The 20,235-nt window shown below is 51.9% G+C and carries 14 protein-coding genes; 13 read left to right on the top strand and 1 reads right to left on the bottom strand.

Translation table 11 applies throughout. The annotated features are described in order from the left end of the window. Positions 1–332: 332 nt before the first annotated feature. The 6 genes from JTN23_RS08545 (at position 333) to JTN23_RS08520 (ending at position 6,279) form a co-directional block, all read left to right on the top strand. Positions 333–746, top strand: coding sequence for a hypothetical protein (locus tag JTN23_RS08545; RefSeq protein ID WP_247233877.1), 414 nt, complete (start codon positions 333–335; stop codon positions 744–746). 241 nt (positions 747–987) lie between these two features. Next, positions 988–2,511: a polysaccharide biosynthesis C-terminal domain-containing protein gene (locus JTN23_RS08540; protein WP_247233875.1), complete on the top strand. Its 1,524-nt coding sequence runs from the start codon at positions 988–990 to the stop codon at positions 2,509–2,511. After that, a complete protein-coding gene (locus tag JTN23_RS08535) occupies positions 2,508–3,419 on the top strand; it encodes a glycosyltransferase (RefSeq protein WP_247233873.1) in 912 nt (303 codons plus the stop codon). Before JTN23_RS08540 ends, JTN23_RS08535 begins: the two co-directional genes overlap by 4 nt. 68 nt (positions 3,420–3,487) lie before the next feature. Next, on the top strand, positions 3,488–4,237 hold the full coding sequence (locus tag JTN23_RS08530) for a class I SAM-dependent methyltransferase (RefSeq protein WP_247233871.1): 750 nt from the start codon (positions 3,488–3,490) through the stop codon (positions 4,235–4,237). Beyond that, entirely contained in the window at positions 4,234–5,496 is a 1,263-nt protein-coding gene (locus JTN23_RS08525) for a glycosyltransferase (RefSeq protein WP_247233868.1), read from the top strand. Before JTN23_RS08530 ends, JTN23_RS08525 begins: the two co-directional genes overlap by 4 nt. 3 nt (positions 5,497–5,499) lie before the next feature. After that, complete coding sequence (locus JTN23_RS08520) at positions 5,500–6,279, top strand: glycosyltransferase family 2 protein (protein ID WP_247233866.1); 780 nt, start codon at positions 5,500–5,502, stop codon at positions 6,277–6,279. Here JTN23_RS08520 and JTN23_RS08515 read toward each other — a convergent pair. Next, a complete protein-coding gene (locus JTN23_RS08515) occupies positions 6,276–6,863 on the bottom strand; it encodes a redoxin domain-containing protein (protein ID WP_262918479.1) in 588 nt (195 codons plus the stop codon). The two genes, JTN23_RS08520 and JTN23_RS08515, sit on opposite strands and share 4 nt — an antisense overlap. Positions 6,864–7,016: 153 nt before the next feature. On the opposite strand from JTN23_RS08515, the gene JTN23_RS08510 reads away from it, so the two are divergent. From JTN23_RS08510 to JTN23_RS08480, 7 genes are all read left to right on the top strand, one after another. Beyond that, a complete protein-coding gene (locus JTN23_RS08510; RefSeq protein ID WP_247233863.1) occupies positions 7,017–10,073 on the top strand; it encodes a SusC/RagA family TonB-linked outer membrane protein in 3,057 nt (1,018 codons plus the stop codon). A 56-nt stretch (positions 10,074–10,129) separates the two neighbouring features. Further along, positions 10,130–11,491, top strand: coding sequence for a RagB/SusD family nutrient uptake outer membrane protein (locus JTN23_RS08505; protein ID WP_247233861.1), 1,362 nt, complete (start codon positions 10,130–10,132; stop codon positions 11,489–11,491). 301 nt (positions 11,492–11,792) lie between these two features. Continuing rightward, the gene (locus JTN23_RS08500; protein WP_247233859.1) at positions 11,793–14,828 is read left to right on the top strand and encodes a SusC/RagA family TonB-linked outer membrane protein; all 3,036 of its coding nucleotides are present in this window, start codon (positions 11,793–11,795) and stop codon (positions 14,826–14,828) included. Between the two features lie 22 nt (positions 14,829–14,850). After that, positions 14,851–16,269, top strand: coding sequence for a RagB/SusD family nutrient uptake outer membrane protein (locus JTN23_RS08495; RefSeq protein ID WP_247233857.1), 1,419 nt, complete (start codon positions 14,851–14,853; stop codon positions 16,267–16,269). A gap of 26 nt (positions 16,270–16,295) precedes the next feature. Further along, complete coding sequence (locus JTN23_RS08490) at positions 16,296–17,132, top strand: Calx-beta domain-containing protein (RefSeq protein WP_247233855.1); 837 nt, start codon at positions 16,296–16,298, stop codon at positions 17,130–17,132. 46 nt (positions 17,133–17,178) lie between these two features. After that, positions 17,179–17,682, top strand: a complete 504-nt coding sequence (locus JTN23_RS08485; RefSeq protein ID WP_247233853.1) for a hypothetical protein — start codon at positions 17,179–17,181, stop codon at positions 17,680–17,682. A 49-nt stretch (positions 17,683–17,731) separates the two neighbouring features. Further along, a complete protein-coding gene (locus JTN23_RS08480) occupies positions 17,732–20,107 on the top strand; it encodes a M43 family zinc metalloprotease (RefSeq protein WP_247233851.1) in 2,376 nt (791 codons plus the stop codon). Positions 20,108–20,235 lie beyond the last annotated feature (128 nt).

Genomic DNA, 20,235 nt, shown 5'->3' with positions numbered 1-20,235 from the left:
ACTATTACCCTGCAATACCACTTGTAACCACCCATTCCGCAGGTGGCATAGACTACCAGTCTATACTTTTAACTAGATATGAACTATATATTAAGTAACCACTACTTCACTAAAAATTGTATTTATTCAGCAGATATTGCCATAAGGATGATGGATAAAGACCGTTTAATAAAATTTTTTATATAACCGTTGTTTTTTACATCAATCCTCTACTTTTGGAGTTAACACTGTATGCTAACATACTCGTAAACTTACCATACCATTCTAAAAGTACCGGACCTATGGCCATTGGCGCACCCCCAAGACATACTGAAAAAATACAACTTGCTACTATGCCTAACGAGTACTTCCTGGCGCTAGCTCTGGAGGCAGTAAAAAAGCTCGACTGGTATATCGGTTACAAAAGTGAGTCAGGTTTTTTGGCATTTACCAAGTCTTCCGAGGATTCGTGGAATGAGGAGATAAAGGTCCTGGCCGAGGGGCAATCCATACGACTGATCAGTGAATGTACCGGTGGACAGCTAATCGATTGGGGGAAAAACAAGAAGAACATAGACCGCCTGCTGCAAAAGATTGAGGAGTTAAAAAGCAAGCTTTGTCCGGAAGTAATTGCTACGCTCTATGAAGACCTCAAGCCCAATCTTATCCCGGCTCATGAGTGTGTACTCTCCTTCCCTACTCCTACCCTATATGATAAAGTAGTAGAGTCATTCTTCAGTCCTACATTAAGGCAAATCGCCCTATAAAGAGCCCCTGATAAGTACATATCCAGCCGGGCCAACCGTACAGTAGCCAGTAGTCCGGGAGGGCAAAGGTACTTATGGGTGCCCCAGAGAGAGTATACTCCTACGGGAAGTTTAGTACATGTAGTACGTCCGAAGCGTGACTATACGGTACAGAGCCCCACTCAACATTCCTCTTCGTGATTAGGCTAACTTGCAGTTTTTAGCTTATTTCGTTCTCTATTTATAATGAGCGAGAGTTTCAATGGGGATTATCATCCGGCAGGGGTTTAAGAGTTCGATTGTTACGTACATGGGAGTACTGATCGGCATGTTTAATATGCTGATCCTGTACAACCGCTTCCTAAGTCAGGAACAGCTGGGTTTGTACGCCTCTACCCTACTCACGTTCCCTATAATCTACATGTCGTTGGCGCTGCTGGGGGTACCTTCGGTAGCGGTACGCTTTCACAGCCAGTTTCAGGATGATGCGGCCCGTCGGCAGCTTTTTACCTTTCTGCTCGTGACTCCGCTGGTAGGGCTATCGGCCTTTGTGCTGCTATACCTCCTTTTTAAGCCCCTGTACCTGGACTTTTACCTGGACCACTCGCCGCTGCTGGTCCGGTACTACTACGTCTTTATTCCCCTTACGATAGGTATGGTATACCTGTCGGTGCTGGAAGCATATTCCCGCATTAGCCTGCGCATAGCCGTTCCTTCGCTCATACGCGAGGTAGGTCTTCGCCTCTTCAATAGCGTGATCATCCTGCTGTTTGGCTACCACTTCATCACCTTTGATCAGATGGTGTCCATGACCATTGTGAGTTATGCGCTGGCCATCCTGTTTATGCTGTACTACATCCACCGGCAGGGGCGTCTGTACAAGCGCCTCGATTTTGGCTTTGTGCGTCACCCGGCCTTCAAGGAAATGTACCGCTATGGCCTGTGGGTACTGCTGGGCGGAGCCAGTGCTGCCCTCCTACCTCATATAGAAAAGGTACTCCTGCCGGGGTTTGAAGGGGGCCTGGGCAATACGGCCATTTTTGACATTGCTTCGCGTATCGCGCTGGTGATAGGTATTCCGCGTAACAGTATTGTCATGATCAGTGCGCCCATTATCTCGGAGGCGTATCAGCGCAATGACATCCGGCACATCGAGACCATCTATAAGAAATCCTCGCTCAACCTGTTCATTATCGGATCATTCCTGCTGCTGGGTATCTGGGGGAACATTGACTCCATCTTTACGCTGATACCGAAGTCCGACATCTACGCGCAGGGTAAGTGGGTGGTACTCCTGATCGGGCTGGGGCGCGTGGTAGACATGATGACCGGCCTCAACTCCGAAATACTCGTCAACTCCAAGTACTACCGCTACGATATTGTATTTATACTCCTGTTTACGGGCCTGCTGCTGGTGAGTAACCTGTTCCTGATCCCCCGCTTTGGGTATAACGGAGCGGCGGCGGCGGCCTTCCTGTCGACTCTGGTCTATAATATTCTGAAGCTGCTGTTTATCCAGCAAAAGATGCACATCCAGCCTTTTACCGCAGGTACCCTGAAGGTTATTGTCCTGATCCTGGTTACCTACGGGGTGCTGCAGTTGATCCCGGCTCCGGCTACCCGTGAGCTGGTCCCGATCCTGCTGGATATTGCTATACGCTCGGTACTTATCACCGTGCTGTTTGGCGGAGGCATTCTGTTCTGGAATGTATCGGAGGATATAAGTACGGCCTTTCGAAAAGTCAAAGAAGTAGCACTAAGTACCTTACACAAGAGCCGGTCATGAGCCCTGTACCTGACATAGCACCCGTGGTCGTGTTTTGTTACAACCGTCCGTGGCACCTGCAGCAGACCATCCAGGCCCTGCAGCAGAATCCGCTGGCCCGGCGCAGCCGCCTGATTGTATTCTCAGACGGAGCCCGTAAGGATACGGACGAGCTAGCCGTTCGGGAGGTCAGAGCGTACCTGGCTACGGTTGGTGGCTTCAAAGAGGTAGAGATAGTACTATCGGAGGTTAATCGGGGCCTGGCCACTTCGGTCATTGAAGGAGTAAGCCAGGTACTGGATCAGTACGAGCGGGTAATAGTGCTGGAAGATGACATGGTATGTACTACCGATTTTCTGGAGTATATGAATGAGGCGCTCCTCACCTACCGCAGCCGACCCGACATATTTTCTGTTACGGGCTACGCTCCACCCGTACAGCTACCCAAAGATTATCCCCACGACCTGTACCTGGCGCCGCGCGCCAGTTCCTGGGGCTGGGGTACCTGGCGCGATCGCTGGCAGCAGGCCGACTGGCAGGTACGTGACTTTGAGAGTCTACTGACTAATAAACAGCTTCGCCAGCGTCTCACAGCGGGCGGAGAGGACCTGTGGCCCATGCTGGTAAAGCAGCAGCGCGGCGTGATCAGCTCATGGGCCGTTCGCTGGACCTGGAGCCAGACCCGCCAGGGCGCGTATGGACTCTACCCCGTACGCTCCAAGATCCGGAACATAGGTACCGACGGCAGCGGCACCAACTTTACCTTTGCTACCGAAGCCTACGGCAGTGAGCTGGAAGAGAAAAAACTAGCCATGCCCGCCGACCTGCCGCCCGACGTACGGGTCATAGAGGCCTTTGGCAGGTACTATCGGCTCCCCTTTCGCCTCCGGATCAAAAACTGGCTGAAGTACGGAATTCGGCCTTTCTGAAAGTGATAGCCCCCTGTACCACTACCGTCTCCAACAGAAAAGTTGTAGTTTCGTAAAAAATTCATGAGATGGATTCCAATCAACTAACGGATAAACAGTTCTGGCTCAACTACTGGGAAAGCAAGCAAAACCTGGCCTTTCCGGTCAGCCAGAGCTACCCCTTTATATCCCATATCAGCTCACTGCTCCTCAAGTACAATACCCGTTCGTTTCTGGAAATCGGTGGCTTTCCGGGCTACTATTCGGTGTGGGTCAAAAAGAACCATAAGATACAAAGTACCCTGCTCGACTTCGTGATCCACGAGCGGATCCTGCACCAGCTCGAGCAGGTGAATGGACTGCCACATGGCTCCGTAGATACCATCGAAGCCGATCTGTTTGACTATACTCCTGCTCATAAGTACGACCTGGTCGTGTCCAATGGGCTGATCGAGCACTTCAATGACACAGCCGATATTATACAGAAGCACGTGCAGTTCCTGCCGGCCAACGGTACCCTGTTCATTACCCTACCTAACTTCCGGGGATTGAACGGCTGGTTTCAGCGGACGTTTGATCCGGAAAACTACGCCAAGCACAACATCGGGTGTATGGACCTGGATTACCTGCGCAACGTGTGTCTCTCGCTGGGGCTACACGATATTGATGTGCAGTACAACGGGCGCTTTATGCTGTGGCTGGAGAATTTAGCCAGCCAGCCGGCCTGGGTAAAGGTATTCATGAAGGCGCTCTGGTTCCCTCTGAAGGTACTCTTCAAACTCGTACCCATCGAAACCCGGCTGTTTTCGCCCTACATCATCCTGACGGCCCGCGTATGAAAGTAGTGTACCTGAATACCAGCGACACGGGAGGAGGCGCGGCCATAGCTTGCCGTCGTATTCTGAAAGCCCTTGAACACTACCACGGTGTAGAGGGCCATATGCTGGTACAGGAGAAGAATTCCAACGAAGAATACATCACCTCCATCGCCCGGAATGCGTGGCAGAAGCGGCTGGCCTGGGGACGCTTCGTAGCAGAGCGACTGCTGTTTCTGCCCCATGAGCGCTCCAAAGCGGTACGCTTCCTTTTCAACCTGGGGCAGGTAGGTACTGATGTCAGCGAGCATCCGCTGGTGCAGCAGGCCGACCTGATCCACCTGCACTGGGTCAACTTTGGTTTTCAATCAACTAGTACCCTCAAGAAGCTTTTTGCCCTGGGCAAGCCCATCGTCTGGACCTTCCATGACATGTGGGCGTTTACGGGCGGGTGCCACCATAGCGGCGATCACGAAGGCTACCAGCAGGAGTGCGGACACTGTAAGTTTGTGCGAAATCCGGGTTCTAACGATATATCACACCGCCGCTGGCTAGCCAAGAAGGATGCTTACCAAGGTACACCCTTCGTAGCCGTTACCTGCAGCCGCTGGCTCGAAGGCCGCGCCCGAAAGAGCAGCCTGCTGCAGGGCTTCCGCACCCAGACCATCAACAACCCCATTGATACCGAACTATTTGCTCCCGTACCCAAAGAGCAGGCCCGCCAGCAGCTAGGCCTGCCTACTGACAAGGAACTGGTACTCTTTGCGGCCATGCGGGTCAATGCCATTGGGAAGGGATTCCCCTACTTTGAAGAGGCCCTGCAAATCCTGCTCAAGCGCCAGCCCGAGCTGCACGACAAGGTAGAGCTGCTGGTATTCGGACAGGCTGCCCCTGATATGGTCAATAAACTACCCCTGCGGGCGCACCAGCTGGGACACCTGTCGGACCCGAAGAAGATTGCGCTGGCCTACAACGCGGCTTCGATGTTCGTGACGCCATCACTGGAAGAAAACCTGCCCAATACTATCATGGAATCATTTGCCTGTGGTACTCCGGTAGTGGGTTTTGAGGTGGGTGGTATACCCGAAATGATCGACCACCAGCGCAACGGCTACCTGGCCGACTACCGCTCCGCCAAGTCTATTGCGGAGGGCATCCGGTGGGTGCTGGATCATAATCAGGAAGGGGTGCTATCAGCCAATGCGCGGCAGAAGGTACTAAGTACCTACGCCGAAAAAGTCATAGCGGAGCAGTATTACCAATTGTACCAGTCACTTCTGTAAGCTATGCCGCTGCTCACCATTATTACCATTACCTACAACGCGGAGAAGTTTCTGGAGCGAACGCTGCTAAGCGTCCAGCAGGCGCTAAAAGGGGTACCTGATCGCACTCAAGTGGAATATTGGCTGATAGACGGAGCCTCCAGAGATGCTACCCTAGCTATTGCCCGTCAGTATCAGCAGGAGCTTTCGCTCCGGGTACAGTCTGAGCCCGACCAGGGCCTTTATGATGCCATGAACAAGGGATTGCAGCTGGCGACGGGCCAGTACCTGTGGTTTCTGAATGCGGGAGATGAAGTACACGATAAGGAAGTACTCCATAAGCTGCTGACGGCCATGGAGAGCAACGCCGACGTCTATTATAGCGATGCGCTGTTTGTCCATGAAGATGGCAGCCCCGTCGGGCTCCGCAGCGAAGTAACGCCCCATACGTTACCTACCCACCTCAGCTGGCAGGACATGGCCCTCGGCATGAAGGTATCACATCAGGCTTTTATCGTCAAAAAAGAAATTGCGCCGCTCTACGACATTACCAACCTCAGTGCCGATGTAGAGTGGGAAATCGTGTGCCTGAAAAAGGCGAAAGCCATCCAGCACCTTCCCTTCGTACTGTGTAAGTACCTGACGGGCGGCCTGTCGGTGCAGCGTCACCGCCAGTCCCTCATAGACCGCTTCAAGGTACTACGCCGGCACTTTGGCCTGCTGCCTACTCTCTGGAACCACGCCCGCATTACCTGGCGCGGCTTTTGGTTCTCCCGCCGACGCCGTAAGTACTGGTCGCCCTAGCGATTGATCATACAGCCAATAGGCTGCGTACGCGCCCGCTGGACCGGCAGCCCCTGCAGGGCAGCATCCAGGGCATCTTTGAGGTAATGTTCGGTAGGTTCGGTTCGGTTGCGCCCCAGAGCGTAGTACCAGTTGTCGATGGCTCCCCGGTACACCACCTGCCCCTGAGCATCGGTCACAACGGCCTCGGGCGTAACGGTAGCATCCAGCCGGTCAGAGAGCTGGTAACCGTTGTCCTTCTGGCCCGGGAAGGGGAGCCCGTATTTCTGGTGAAACCGTCGGATATCCTTTGGCTTGAGGGTATAAGATGGATATACCGCCTGAAACTGCACCGCTTCATTCTTATACTCCTCCACCATGCTACGTAGCCGCAGCGTGTACGCCTGCGAAATTGGACATTCCGGGTCCATAAAAAGCCAGACCGTTAGGTTCTGCTCCTGGTTACGAGCAACATTAACCGCTTCAACTTGATTGATACGAAGGTATTTTGATATATTTGCTGCTACTTTCCCACCACTATATCCACTCCCCGCAGCCGAAGGTATTAAATGTGACAATACCAATAGGATATTAAAATAAATCATTGTTCTTCAATATTTTTTTGTTGGACGGCTTTGCGGTATTTCCATTCTGAACTCTAAATAATATATTTGTTAGCTTAACTATTGAATAATTAACGATTTTTTAACCTAATAACCATTTCTATCTATCCTTTTCATCACAATTAAACCTATTTTATGAAAAAAAGTGGTCTACTAACTCTACTAGCTCTGCTTTTAACCTGGACGGTGTCCATCGCTCAGGGGATCAGGGTTACGGGTACAGTAACATCGGCTGAAGATGGCTCTTCACTTCCCGGTGTAAGTATACAGGTAAGAGGTACTACTCAGGGTACCCAAACCGACGCTACCGGTTCCTACTCCATCAGCGTTCCTTCATCTAACTCGGTACTGGTGTTTAGCTTTGTTGGTCTTGGGTCAAGAGAAATAACCGTAGGAAATCAGACAACAATCAATGTACAGCTTACGGCAGATACTCGTGCGCTAAATGAGGTAGTAGTTACGGGATTTGGTGCGCAGGCCCGTCGTAACCTGACCGGAAATATCGCCAAAATCGAAGGTAGCTCTATCCAGGGTGTACCTGTTACGACTTTCGAGCAGGCCCTCCAGGGACGCGCCGCCGGTGTACAGATCACTTCACTAAATGGTAAGCTGGGCCAGGGGATTCAGATGCGTATCCGTGGTTCGTCGTCGGTAACAGCCAGCAACGAGCCTCTGTATGTGATTGATGGAGTACCCATGACGTCTAATAACCAGGGTACCAGTACTTCTCCCCAGAACCCACTGGCCGATATTAACTTCAACGACATCGAGTCGATCGAAATCCTGAAAGATGCTTCGGCAGCCGCTATCTACGGTGCCCGTGCTTCTAACGGGGTAGTACTGCTTACAACGAAGAAAGGTAGAAGCGGCAAGACCCGCTTCAACGTAGGCTACCAGATGGGTAGCAGCGAGCCTACCCGCCGTCGTGAGTGGCTGAATACTGCTGAATACGTTGAACTATACAGAGAAGCAGCTCAGAACAGCATGGATCGGGGAGACCTGCCTGCCAACTACATGACCAGCCTTGAGAGCCGCTTTACCCGCTACGCGGCCGGTGAAAGAGCAAACTGGGAGCAGGGTCTTATCAACAACAACTGGGAAGACCACGCCTTCCAGAAGGCTCCGATGGGCCAGCTTGACCTGAGTGCCAGCGGTGGTGATAACAAAACACGTTTCTTTGTATCAGGTCAGTACCTGGATCAGAAAGGTATCCTGATCAAAAACACGTTTAAGCGCCTGAGCGGTCGTGTTAACCTGGATCACAAAGCCAATGACAATCTGACGCTGGGTGTAAACCTGAACGTGGCTCGTACTCAGAACGGCCGTCTAGCCAATGACAACGCCTTCTCTACTCCGATGCAGTCAGTAGCTTTACCTCCAATGACTCCGCTAATTGACCCCCGTACCAATCAGCTGAGTGGTAACTATACGCTGTACTTCAACCCTATACTGAACCGCGACTACTCCAGCAACATCTCTACTTCGTACCGTACCCTCGGTAACCTGTACGGAGAGTACCGCTTTACCGACTGGCTGAAGTTCCGCAGTGAGTGGGGTGCTGACCTTTATACGCTTAACGAAGATCAATACTACGGAAGAGAAACTGCCCGTAACACCGGTGCTCCTAACGGACTTGGATTTAGCTCTTTCGCGCAAGTAACTAACTATACTACCAACAACTTCTTCTCACTGGGTCATACCTTTGGCGAAAAGCATGATATTGATGGTGTAATAGGTACGTCATTTCAGCGTTCGGATGCCTCGTACAACCAGGTGGAAGGACGTGAGTTCCCATCTAACTCGTATACTCGCGTTACATCGGCAGCTCGTATCACCGCTGGTAGCTCTTCAGGTACTAACTTTAGCTTCCTGTCATACTTTGCCCGTGCCAACTATCGTTTCGCTGATAAGTACCTGTTTACATTTAGTGGACGTGTCGATGGTTCATCACGCTTTGGCGAGAACAACCGCTATGGTTTCTTCCCGGCCGTTTCAGCAGGATGGATTATCAGCGAAGAGTCATTCATGCAGGCACTGCCTTCTGTTAGCATGCTGAAACTACGTGCCAGCTACGGTCTGACAGGTAACGCCGAGATTGGATCAATCAATAACTTTGCTGCTTACGGTCTTTATACAGGTGAGTCAGGTTATGCAGGTACCCCAGGTCAGAGCCCGTCACAAATCGAAAACCCTGATCTGCGTTGGGAGCAAACTGCACAGACTGACGTAGGTATTGACTTTGGCTTCTTCGGTGGCCGTCTGTCGGGTGAAGTGGATTACTACATTAAGAATACCCGCGACCTGCTCCTGAACGTAAACGTACCAGGTACTACAGGTTTCCGTACGCAGCTCCGTAACATCGGTCGTCTGGAAAACAAAGGATGGGAATTCGTTCTGAACAGCCAGAACACCACCGGCGCCTTCCAGTGGAATACTTCACTGAACCTGTCGGGCAACCGTAACAAAATCCTTGATCTGGATGGTCAGGTAATCACGGGTGGTTTTAACAACCGCGCTGTCGAAGGACAACCTATCGGTGTGTTTTACGAAATCGAGTACGCTGGTGTTGATCCTAACAATGGAGATGCGCTGTACTACCTCAATACTGAAAATACCGACGGATCCGTTAATCGTAACACAACCAACGATCCTAACCTGGCTCAGCGCGTAGTACTTGGGAACCCCAACCCTACCCTGATCGGTGGTATCACCAACAACTTTACCTACAAAGGCTTTGAGCTGAACATCCTGTTCCAGGGCCAGTTCGGTAATATGGTGTACAACGGTGGTGGTAAGTTCCAGTCGGCCAACGGTGACTTCTTTGATAACCAGACCCGCGATCAGTTGAACCGCTGGCAGAAGCCCGGCGATATCACTAACGTACCTCAGGCTCGCCTGTTCGGTGCGAACGGTACTGCCGAGTCGTCACGTTACCTGCAGAAGGCTGACTTTGTACGTCTGAAGACGCTTACACTGGGGTATACGCTACCGACTGCACTTGTAAACCGTGCCAAACTGGAGCGGGTACGTGTGTACGTAACGGGTCAGAACCTGCTGACCTTTACCAACTATACGGGCTGGGATCCGGAGGTAAATGCTGACCACCTGGCTGGTAACATTGGTCTGGGTAACGACTTCTACTCAGCGCCTCAGGCCCGTACGATCATTGTTGGTGTTAACCTGGGCTTCTAATTGTAGATGTCACACGTTAAAAGCGTAAATCAAAAGATTTAAACTATTTTCTTAACATGAATTATAGATTCAAAAGAATACTTCCGCTATCGCTCGCAACGGTTATGTTGCTTACGGCCTGCGATAGTCAGCTTGATCTCAAACCCGTCGATACCATTGATGCTTCTGCGGCTGTGTCTACTTCCGGTGATGTAGAAGGTTTGCTGGTAGGTGCTTATGACTCTATGAGTGATATAGACCTCTACGGTGGTAACCTCCTGCGCAACGCTGAACTACTGGGAGACAATGGCGAAATCTTCTGGGATGGTACCTTCGTAGAGCCGGACGAGATATTCCGTAAAGCCGTACTTGTTAACAATGCAAGTCTTGCTAATACCTGGCTGGATGCGTACCGTACCATCAATATTGCCAATACGGTACTGGCCAACCTGGAGGTAGTAACCGAAGCCAACCGGGCTCGTGTTGAGGGTGAAGCCAAGTTTGTACGTGGTGCCATGTACTTTGAACTGGTTCGCAACTTTGCCAAGGCCTGGACCGACGGAAACCCTGCCAATAACGCGGGGGTACCTCTGGTGCTTACGCCTACTTCCGAAATCAACAATGATTCGAGAGTATCACGTGCTACCGTAGCTGCGGTATATACTCAGGTAATCAGTGACCTTACCGACGCCGAATCCAAGCTGCCTGCTACCAATGGTATCTTTGCTACCAAGTGGGCTGCAGCTGGTATGCTGTCTCGTGTGTACATGATGCAGGAGCGCTACGCTGATGCGGCCAATGCTGCTACCCGCGTTATTGATTCAGGGCGCTTCTCGCTGGTACCTTCCGAAGAGGTATTTGACCTACGCACCAACCAGAGCGGTATCACTACACCCGAGGATATCTTCTCTATCCATATTACGGATCAGGATGGTATCAACGAACTGAACACCTTCTTTGGCGGAACCAGCTTCGGCGGACGTGGTGATATCCTTATTGAGGATGCTCACATAGAAATGTATGAGCCTGGCGACAAGCGTGCGGAGCTGTTCTACGAAGATAACGGCCTATACACCGTGAAATTCAGAAACCAGTACGGCAACGTTAAGATCATGCGTCTGGCGGAGATGTACCTGACCCGTGCTGAGGCTAACTTCCGTAACAACTCAGCCATTGGTGCTACTCCGGCCGAAGATATCAACCGTATCCGTACCCGCGCTGGCCTGGCTCCTATCGCTGCGACCAGCCTGACCATAGCTGATATTATGAAAGAGCGCCGGCTTGAGCTTGCGTTCGAAGGACATCTGATCCACGACATCAAGCGTACCAGAGGTACTGTAGGCTCACTGCCTTACACGTCACCAAAGCTGATCTTCCCGATCCCACGTCGTGAGATTGACGCGAACCCCAATTTGACCCAGAACGAAGGCTACCTGTAATAGTCAACCAGGCATTCCTGCTTTTAGGTTACAAAAACACCCCGGCAACCCCGGGGTGTTTTTATTTATTGACCAAACATAAACCAAAATCGCAGGTTTTAATTATATTTCACAGCCGGGTTCTCAATTAATCAAAAGCTTATTTCGTTTATAGCATGATTCACCTGTGATCATACCGCAACAGGGACAGGGGACCATTGCGTACTTGGTGATTAAAGGTTTATTACCAATTAGTTTTTAGTACCATTCACCTACATAACTAACAAACAATACAAGAAAATACTTCTACCATCTGTCTCCAATGAAGAAATTCAGTCGTTTAATTGGACTGTGTGTACTCCTTTTGGGAATATTGCATAGTGCACTGGCTCAGCAGCGAGTCATAACAGGAAAAGTAACCTCAGCAAGCGACAATTCGGCCTTACCGGGAGTAAACGTAGTTCTTCAGGGAAGTACTATGGGGGTAAGCACCGATGCGGAAGGGAATTATAGCATTAGCGTACCTACGGGTACCGTTACACTTGTCTACTCCTTCATAGGTCTTGCTTCTCAGGATATTACCGTAGGTCCTAACCGCTCCGTTGTCAACGTATCCATGACCGAGAGTGCTACCGAGCTGAATCAGGTGGTGGTAACCGGCTACAGCCAGGCACAGCGCAAGGATATTATTGGCTCTATCGTATCGGTGAAGAGTGAGCGGTTCAGGGATATACCCGTTACAGGTATAGATCAGGCTCTGCAGGGGCAGGCAGCCGGGGTACAGATCTCGCAGTCGTCAGGTACGCCCGGTGGTGGTATCGCCGTACGGATACGGGGTAATACCTCCATCTCGGCCTCCAATCGTCCTCTGTTTATTGTAGATGGTGTACCGGTGTACGACGGTCCTATTTCCGGACGCGATTTTGGCGGGCAGAACGACAACGCACTGGCCGCTTTCAACCCCAACGATATTGAATCCATCGAAGTACTGAAAGATGCCTCCGCCAAGGCCATCTACGGCTCACGCGGGGCCAACGGGGTAGTGATTATTACCACCAAGCGGGGTCGCAACAATCGTACTACCATTACGGCCGATGTACAGCGGGGCGTTACCGACCTGGTACGCCGCCCGCAGGTACTTAGCGCTACGCAGCTACTGGAACTTCAGCGCGAAGCCATCACCAACGCCGGCCAGGACCCTGACAAACTGGGCCTTATACCCGGCGTAACCGATGCTGTCAACACCGACTGGATTGACGCCATCCTGCGCCAGGGAGTACTGCAGCAGTATCAGCTTTCGGCCTCCGGCGGTAATGACCGCACCCGCTTCTACCTGAGTGGTAACGTACGTGACGAAGAAGGAGTACAGCTCAACAACCGTTTTACCCGGTACAGCGGCGTACTTAACCTGGACCACAAAGCCAGTAACCGACTCAATGTAGGAGCTAACGTAAACGTTACAATGGCTCAAAACGACCGTGTAAAAGGCGATAACTTTCTGGATGGAGTATACTCGGGCGCTATCAAGAGCATCCCCTACTACTCGCCTTACAACGAGCAGGGGCAACTATACGGCCCCGGTAGTGCCAACTACCCCGGCTTTCCCAACTTCAACCCGGTAGGCCAGGCCTTACTGCCACGCTTCCGTACCTATGGACTTAAGCTACTGACAGGTGTGAATGCCGATTACGAGATCATCCGTAACCTCCGCTTCCGTACCAAGTTCAGCATGGACTATAACAACAGCGAGGAGGATCAGTACGAGCCATCGGGTACTGCCATTGGTGGTTTTCTGGAAGGTGTTGGCGGTAAGGGATATGGCGTATACATTACAGGTACTTCCTACACCCTTATCAACTCCAACGTATTTACCTACTACCTGACGCTAAACAACAAGCACCACTTCAATACCCTGCTCGGTAACGAAATCATCCATACTCAGGGACGCTCTTCATCGGTTCAGGGACGTATATTTCCGAGTGATGACTTTACGTACATAGGCTCAGCGGGTATTGTGGATGCCGGTAGTTCCGGCTTCGGGCAGAATGGCCTGGTGTCTTTCTTTGGAGAAGTAAAGTATGACTACGACGACCGGTACCTGTTTGGCTTTACGGCCCGCTACGATGGTTCGTCCCGGTTTGGGCAGAATCGCCGCTTCGGCTTTTTCCCTTCCCTATCGGCCGGATGGCGGATTTCGCAGGAGCCATTCATGCAGTCGCTGGACTTTATCAGCGATCTCAAGCTCCGGGGTAGCGTTGGCTTTACCGGTAACGAGCGCATCGGCAGCTTCGCTTTTCTGGGGACCTGGGGTAGTGTCACCTACAACGGAGCTACCGGAGTAGGACCCTCCAACCTCAGCAACCCTAACCTGCAGTGGGAGCGCACCCGTGAGGCTAACGTAGGTTTTGACGCGTCGTTCTTCAACGGGCGCCTGTCGCTGATCGCTGATGTGTACAGCAACCTTACCGATAACCTGCTCTTCGCGGAGCCCATACCACTTACTACGGGCTTTGGTAGCATACAGGGTAACATCGGTCAAATCTCCAACAAAGGCTTTGAGTTTACGGCTTCGACCGTTAACGTTGATCGGGCTGTACGCTGGACAACCGACCTGAATATCACCAAAAATATTAACAAAGTAGTTTCCCTGGCTAACCAGGATACGCTATACCGCGGGTACGAAGCCAACGGTGTGGGGGCTACCAACGCTATTCTGCAGGGGCAGCCATTGGGTACTTTCTGGGGCCTCAAGTTCCTGGGGGTTGACCCAGCCACCGGTGATGCTATTTATGAAGATCTTAACGGCGACGGGCGTATTACCCCCGAAGACGGTCAGGTGATTGGTACCGCCCAGCCCAAGTTTTTTGGTGGCCTCACCAACCGCGTTACCTGGAAAGGGTTTGACCTGAGTGTTTTCTTCCAGTTCATGTACGGCAACAAGACCCTGAACTTTACCAATACAACACTGGTCAATACCGGAGCTGACATAGAAAATAACCAGAGTGTGGCCGCTCTGCGCCGCTGGCGGCAGGAAGGAGATGTTACGGATGTACCTCGCTACGTATTCGGCAACACCTACAATAACTACCACAGCAGTCGCTTCCTGGAGGATGGCTCGTATATCCGCCTTAAGAACCTGTCGTTTGGCTACACGGTACCACCAAAGTGGGTAAGCCGGGCTAAGCTGAGCACGGTACGGGTGTTTGTGTCGGGTACCAACCTGCTGACGTTTACCCCCTACTCGGGCGCCGATCCGGAAGTAAGTACACTGGATGGCTCCACGGCTGCTCAGGGCATCGATTACTTTACGCTGCCACAGGTCAAGACCATGCTACTAGGGGCTACTATTACGTTCTGATCAACAGTTAATCATCATATACATGACTATTCTTGCCAAGCATACCATATATAGTTCGTTAACCCGGGCCAGGAAGGCATTTCCGCTACTGGCGGCCCTCCTGCTCTTGGCTACCTCCTGCCGGGAAGTACTACAACCTGACCCGGTGGATCTGCTGGTAGATGAGCTGGTGCTCAATGAAGCCTCGGATGTTCAGCCCGTACGCCTGGGCTTGTACAATGCCTTCCGGGGCATGGGTGCTCCCATGGTCATAGCCGGTGACTTCACCGCTGATTATATCCAGCACAACGGTACATTTACGCTGTATAATGAGTTAGGTAATAAACAGATCACGGCGGCCAACGCGGCGGCCGAGGCACTTTGGGGCGCTATTTATAATACCGTATATCTGGCCAACTTCATAGAAGAACGTATTGGCTCGGTGCCTGGTGTTACCGAGGCTACACGCAAGCAGGTACTGGCCGAAGCGCGGTTGCTGCGGGGCTTTGCCTACTTCGTTGGGGTTCATACGTATGGGGGCATTCCGCGGGTAACCACTACCGACATTGCCACTAACCGTAACATTCCCCGCGCCAGCCGGGAGGATATACTACAGGCGGTACTGGCTGACTACCAGGCTGCTCTTCCTGACCTACCCGAAACCTACGGTGATCGGGTTACGAGCAAGACCTTTGCTACCAAAAACGCCGCCCGGGCTGCCCTGGCCCGGTACTACCTCTACCAGCAGGATTGGACCAAAGCTGAACAGTCGGCTACCGAAGTAATCAGTAGTGGCCGTCAAACGCTTCCTGCCGCTTTTGCCGACGTTATTTCTACGGAGTACGATGATGAGACCATTCTGGAAGTGGCTTACGCCAATAACTCCAGCGATGATCCCGGTACCTCTACCTTTGGCCTGAACAACATTCTGGTAGGTCGTCGTGAAGTGATTCCTTCCAACAAGATTATTCAGGAGCTTATCTCCAATGCCGCCGGGGAACGCAGGCAGACGATCAGCTTCAACTCTACCCAGCAGCGTGGTAACGACAACGGCTGGACCGTGCGGAAGTATGGAGCACCTGACGATGCCAACAACAACATTCACATATTCAGACTGGCCGAAATGTACCTGATCCGGGCCGAAGCCCGTGCTCGTCTGGGGCGTCTGACCGGTAACAACGGCGCTCAGGCTGATATCAATGTACTTCGTACCCGGGCCAAAGCGCCTGCTGTCACACTGACTACTCAGGAACAGGCTCTGACCACCATCGAAAATGAGCGCCTCTACGAGCTGGCCTTTGAAGGCCACCGCTGGTTTGACCTTAAGCGTACGGGCCGTCTGGATCCGGTAATGTCGGCATTCTCCCCGAACTGGAATACCAAGTTTCAGCTATGGCCTATTCCGCAGAGCGAAATACAGCGAAATCAGGCCCTGAGAGGCTCCCAAAACCCAGGTTATTAAAAACTACATCCTGATTTAGATTGATAATGAAACATATCAAGCAAGTACTCATATTGTGTTTTCTGGGAGGAATGATTGCCCTCGCCTCCTGTGAGGAGCAACGCATTCTTTTTGATGGCCCGGCTCACGTACGCTTCACCGATACCACGCTCACTTTTAAGGAGAGCATTGGGCAGCCCATTCAGGTGAAAGTACATGTTGTAGGTGCTCCGGTCAATCAGGCTACTACCGTCAACTACACCATCAGTGGCAATGCCCGTGAGGGTCGTGATTATGTCATTGAGGGTACCAGAGGAAGCGTTACCATACCGGCTAACCAATCCTTTGGAACATTTACGGTACGACTGATCAACAACGCCAACAATATTCTTGGCTCACAGGACATCATTTTTACCCTCACGGACGTAAGTAACAACGATCTGCAGGTAGGCTTTGGATCGAATAGTAATATTGGAAGGCAGCTCCGCCTGACCATCCAGGACGACTGCCTCCTGAGTGGGTTCTATACAGGTGCACGACAGGGAGCCAGCCAGACGGTATCCAATATCGAGATTATGCCTTTGGGGCAGAACTGCCGGGAGTACCTGGTCACGAACTGGAACATAGGCCTCGGGCAGAATAGCCTGTTTGGGCTTAATGCGGTACGGCCTACGCTCACCTTTGTTGATAATGGTGATAATACGCTGACGATTCCAACGCAGGTTACGTCCGAACTACCCAGCCCGTACGATACCCTGCGCGGAAATGGGGTCTGGAACCCCCAGAACAGAGCTATCGTGCTGAACCTGCAGATAAAACTACCTTACAGCCAGACAAAAGATACTGTTATTACTGTACCATTCACCTTTACGCCCCGGCGGTAAACAAGCTGACTTTGGCTAACCTCTGAATGTAAAACTTATTGCTACCATGAACTTATATAAACTAAAATCAGTAGCTGCGCTTTTTCTGGTGTTATGGCAGGCCGGATGCTCGGAAAAAATAGAGCCGCAACCACTTACCTATACACAGTTGCTGACGGGAAAGGATAATAAAACCTGGACGCTCACTTCGTTTCAGATTATAGACGCAGGAGAGGAATCCCCAGTAGTGCCGGCCCGAAACCTGTTTGAATATACCTGCGAAGCCGACGATCAGTTTGTGTTCTATGCCAATAGCGAGCGCCGGTTCGAGTATACCAATGGTCCGACCAAATGTTCGTCCAACGAACCCAGCGTACTACTCACCGATCAGTGGACATTTACCAATGCCAACGCTACGCTGGAGTTTGTACTTCCGGTTCTGGCCAATGCCCGGTTGCCCTTTATTGTAAAATCACTGACGGAAACCAGCATGACGCTGGAAGTGTACCTGGACGAGCTTTCGGGTATCAATGCCAGTTACCGTTTCATGTTTACCTCTTCCACCAAATAAGGTAAATAGATCTACCCGAAATGTAAGTACTTTACCCTAGCCGAAGTCCATGAATCGTCTTTACGCATATCTTGTCTACTTCTTTGCATTATTTATATCAGTACCGGCAGCGGTAGCCCAGCATGATCATGAACACTGTGCTACCATGCACATGGATAGTCTGCTCAGGGCAAAGTACCCTCAGTTAGGTACTTTGCCGGAATTTGAGCGCGCCCTTCAGCAGAAGATCGCCGAGCGTAAAGAGCTTGAAAAAAGAGGCCGGGTAATGGACGAAGTACTGACCATACCTATTATCGTACATATTGTCCATAGTGGCGAAGCCGTAGGCCAGGGTCGCAACCTGAGCGTAGCCCGGATCCAGGCCCAGATCGAAACCCTTAACGAAGATTTTCGGCGCGCTCCCGGTACTCCCGGCTTTAACAATGACCCTCGCGGTGCTGATATTGAAATAGAGTTCTGTCTGTCCCGCTTTGATCAACAGGGACGCCCCATGGCCGAGCCGGGTATCAACCGGATCAACGGGAACCGTGCCAACTGGACCCGTGATGATATTGAAAATCTCCTGAAACCGTCCAGTATCTGGGATCCGGACCGGTACTATAACATCTGGGTAGTTGACTTTGCCTCCTCGGAGTCGCTGGTGGGTTATGCACAATTTCCCAGTCAGTCGGGCCTGCCGGGTATACCAAATAACAGCCCGCGCAACACGGACGGGGTGGTGATGCGGTACCAGTCGTTCGGAAATGTACTGAAGGGGAACTTCGGCAACATGCCTGCCCCCTATAATCAGGGACGTACGCTCACCCACGAAACCGGCCACTGGCTGGGTCTGCGCCATATATGGGGAGATGCCAACTGCGGCAATGACTTTGTGGATGATACCCCTCCGCAGGCCAGCGAAAGCCGGGGCTGCCCGGTAGGACGGGTAAGCTGCGGTAACGTCAATATGGTCCAGAACTACATGGACTACTCCGACGATGCCTGTATGAATATATTCACGCAGGATCAAAAGCGGAGGATGCGGGCCGTCATGGAAATGAGCCCCCGGCGCAATACCCTGACCCGTTCCAACCTCTGTGGAACCATGGTAGCCGGCCCACCACGCGCCAACTTCCGGGCCGAAACCCAGCAGATCCTGCTCGGCGGACAGGTGCAGTTCTATGATCTATCCATCAACTTCCCTACGAGCTGGGAGTGGACATTTGAAGGAGGTACTCCTGTTACTACCAATCAACAGAACCCAATCGTTACCTACAACCAGCCTGGTCGCTTCCGGGTGAAGCTGGTAGTACGCAATTCGCTGGGTGTTGACAGCCTGATTAGAGAAAACTACATTGAAGTACTGAATGTAGGCCTCTGCGCCGACCTGACCAACTTCTCAGGTACCCGTACCCTCATACCCGATACCACCCGCATTGGCTATGTATCCGGGCATAATGGACGCCGGATCAGGGCCATTTCGGAGAAGTTTGATAATCAGCTGGGCTACACCACCCTTACCAGTGCATCCATCCGGTTTGGACAAGCCTACGCCAGACGAGGGGCCAATACCGAAGAGACCGTCACGGTAGTAGTATGGAATGCCCGGGGCTTCCAGGGCGGTCCGGGGGCCATACTAGAGGAAAAAGAAGTACCTCTGCGCCAGATCCTGAGCGACGTAGCCAACAACCGACCTACCGAAGTGGGCTTTGACCGCCCGGTGCCTTTGTTCGGCCTTGGTTTCCATGTGGGGGTTCAGTTCGACTACGACGGTGATTCGGTGGCAGTAGTTACGACCCGCAACGGAGAGGCGCTACGCGGTACGTCCTGGGAACAGGACGCTGAGGGCGAGTGGGACCTGTTCCTGCGTCGCACGGGTCTGAACATTGCGCACGATATTACCGCCCGGGCGGGTATGAAGCCTTCGGTACAGTTAGCCGCCTCCACGCAGTTTATCAATCCGGGAGAATCGGTAACCCTGCAGGCACGCGGAGCCAGTATCTATAACTGGGCCCCGGCTACCAATCTTAATTCGACCATTGGTCCACAGGTAACGGCCCGGCCTAACCAAACTACCACCTACTACGTCAAAGGTGGCGGAGCAGATGTATGTATTGACAGTGCGGCGGTAACGCTTTACGTTCGTACAGACCAGCCCGTACTAGGCAACGAGCCTACTCCGGATAACCTGTTCGGCAAAACGGTAGAGGTAAGTCCCAACCCCAGCGACGGATTGATGGCCCTGACGATGACGAATGGGCTGCGGGGCGATGTACAGCTAACGCTATATAACCAAGCTGGTGTAGCCATGCTGCAACGCAGGTTCCGGAAAGATACTGAGTCGGCCAATTATCCGCTGGATATACGGCAATTGCCACCAGGTACCTATGTAGTTGAGGTAGTACTGGGTGAGGTAACGACTCGAAAAAGAATTGTGAAGTTCTAGGATTGCTTCGCAGCAACCTTATACAAAGTACCCCCGGCGTACGGACCACCAGTAGATGGTGTTCACGCCGGGGGTATCTAATTTATCTATAACTGCTTCTACACTTAAGTAGAGTCCTGAACAGAAGA

Source organism: Telluribacter roseus, assembly GCF_017355915.2.
In the GTDB taxonomy this organism is placed as follows: domain Bacteria; phylum Bacteroidota; class Bacteroidia; order Cytophagales; family Spirosomataceae; genus Telluribacter.
Note: the sequence above shows the minus strand (reverse complement) of the source record. Positions and strands in the feature narration are given on the sequence as shown.

What these genes read in the sequence shown, in the direction of transcription:
- JTN23_RS08525 (WP_247233868.1), top strand. Translation starts at nt 4,234, where the DNA reads ATGAAAGTAGTGTACCTGAATACCAGCGACACGGGAGGAGGCGCGGCC.
- JTN23_RS08545 (WP_247233877.1), top strand. Translation starts at nt 333, where the DNA reads ATGCCTAACGAGTACTTCCTGGCGCTAGCTCTGGAGGCAGTAAAAAAG.
- JTN23_RS08510 (WP_247233863.1), top strand. Translation starts at nt 7,017, where the DNA reads ATGAAAAAAAGTGGTCTACTAACTCTACTAGCTCTGCTTTTAACCTGG.
- JTN23_RS08520 (WP_247233866.1), top strand. Translation starts at nt 5,500, where the DNA reads ATGCCGCTGCTCACCATTATTACCATTACCTACAACGCGGAGAAGTTT.
- JTN23_RS08495 (WP_247233857.1), top strand. Translation starts at nt 14,851, where the DNA reads ATGACTATTCTTGCCAAGCATACCATATATAGTTCGTTAACCCGGGCC.
- JTN23_RS08505 (WP_247233861.1), top strand. Translation starts at nt 10,130, where the DNA reads ATGAATTATAGATTCAAAAGAATACTTCCGCTATCGCTCGCAACGGTT.
- JTN23_RS08485 (WP_247233853.1), top strand. Translation starts at nt 17,179, where the DNA reads ATGAACTTATATAAACTAAAATCAGTAGCTGCGCTTTTTCTGGTGTTA.
- JTN23_RS08535 (WP_247233873.1), top strand. Translation starts at nt 2,508, where the DNA reads ATGAGCCCTGTACCTGACATAGCACCCGTGGTCGTGTTTTGTTACAAC.
- JTN23_RS08540 (WP_247233875.1), top strand. Translation starts at nt 988, where the DNA reads ATGGGGATTATCATCCGGCAGGGGTTTAAGAGTTCGATTGTTACGTAC.
- JTN23_RS08515 (WP_262918479.1), bottom strand. Translation starts at nt 6,863, where the DNA reads ATGATTTATTTTAATATCCTATTGGTATTGTCACATTTAATACCTTCG.
- JTN23_RS08500 (WP_247233859.1), top strand. Translation starts at nt 11,793, where the DNA reads ATGAAGAAATTCAGTCGTTTAATTGGACTGTGTGTACTCCTTTTGGGA.
- JTN23_RS08530 (WP_247233871.1), top strand. Translation starts at nt 3,488, where the DNA reads ATGGATTCCAATCAACTAACGGATAAACAGTTCTGGCTCAACTACTGG.
- JTN23_RS08490 (WP_247233855.1), top strand. Translation starts at nt 16,296, where the DNA reads ATGAAACATATCAAGCAAGTACTCATATTGTGTTTTCTGGGAGGAATG.
- JTN23_RS08480 (WP_247233851.1), top strand. Translation starts at nt 17,732, where the DNA reads ATGAATCGTCTTTACGCATATCTTGTCTACTTCTTTGCATTATTTATA.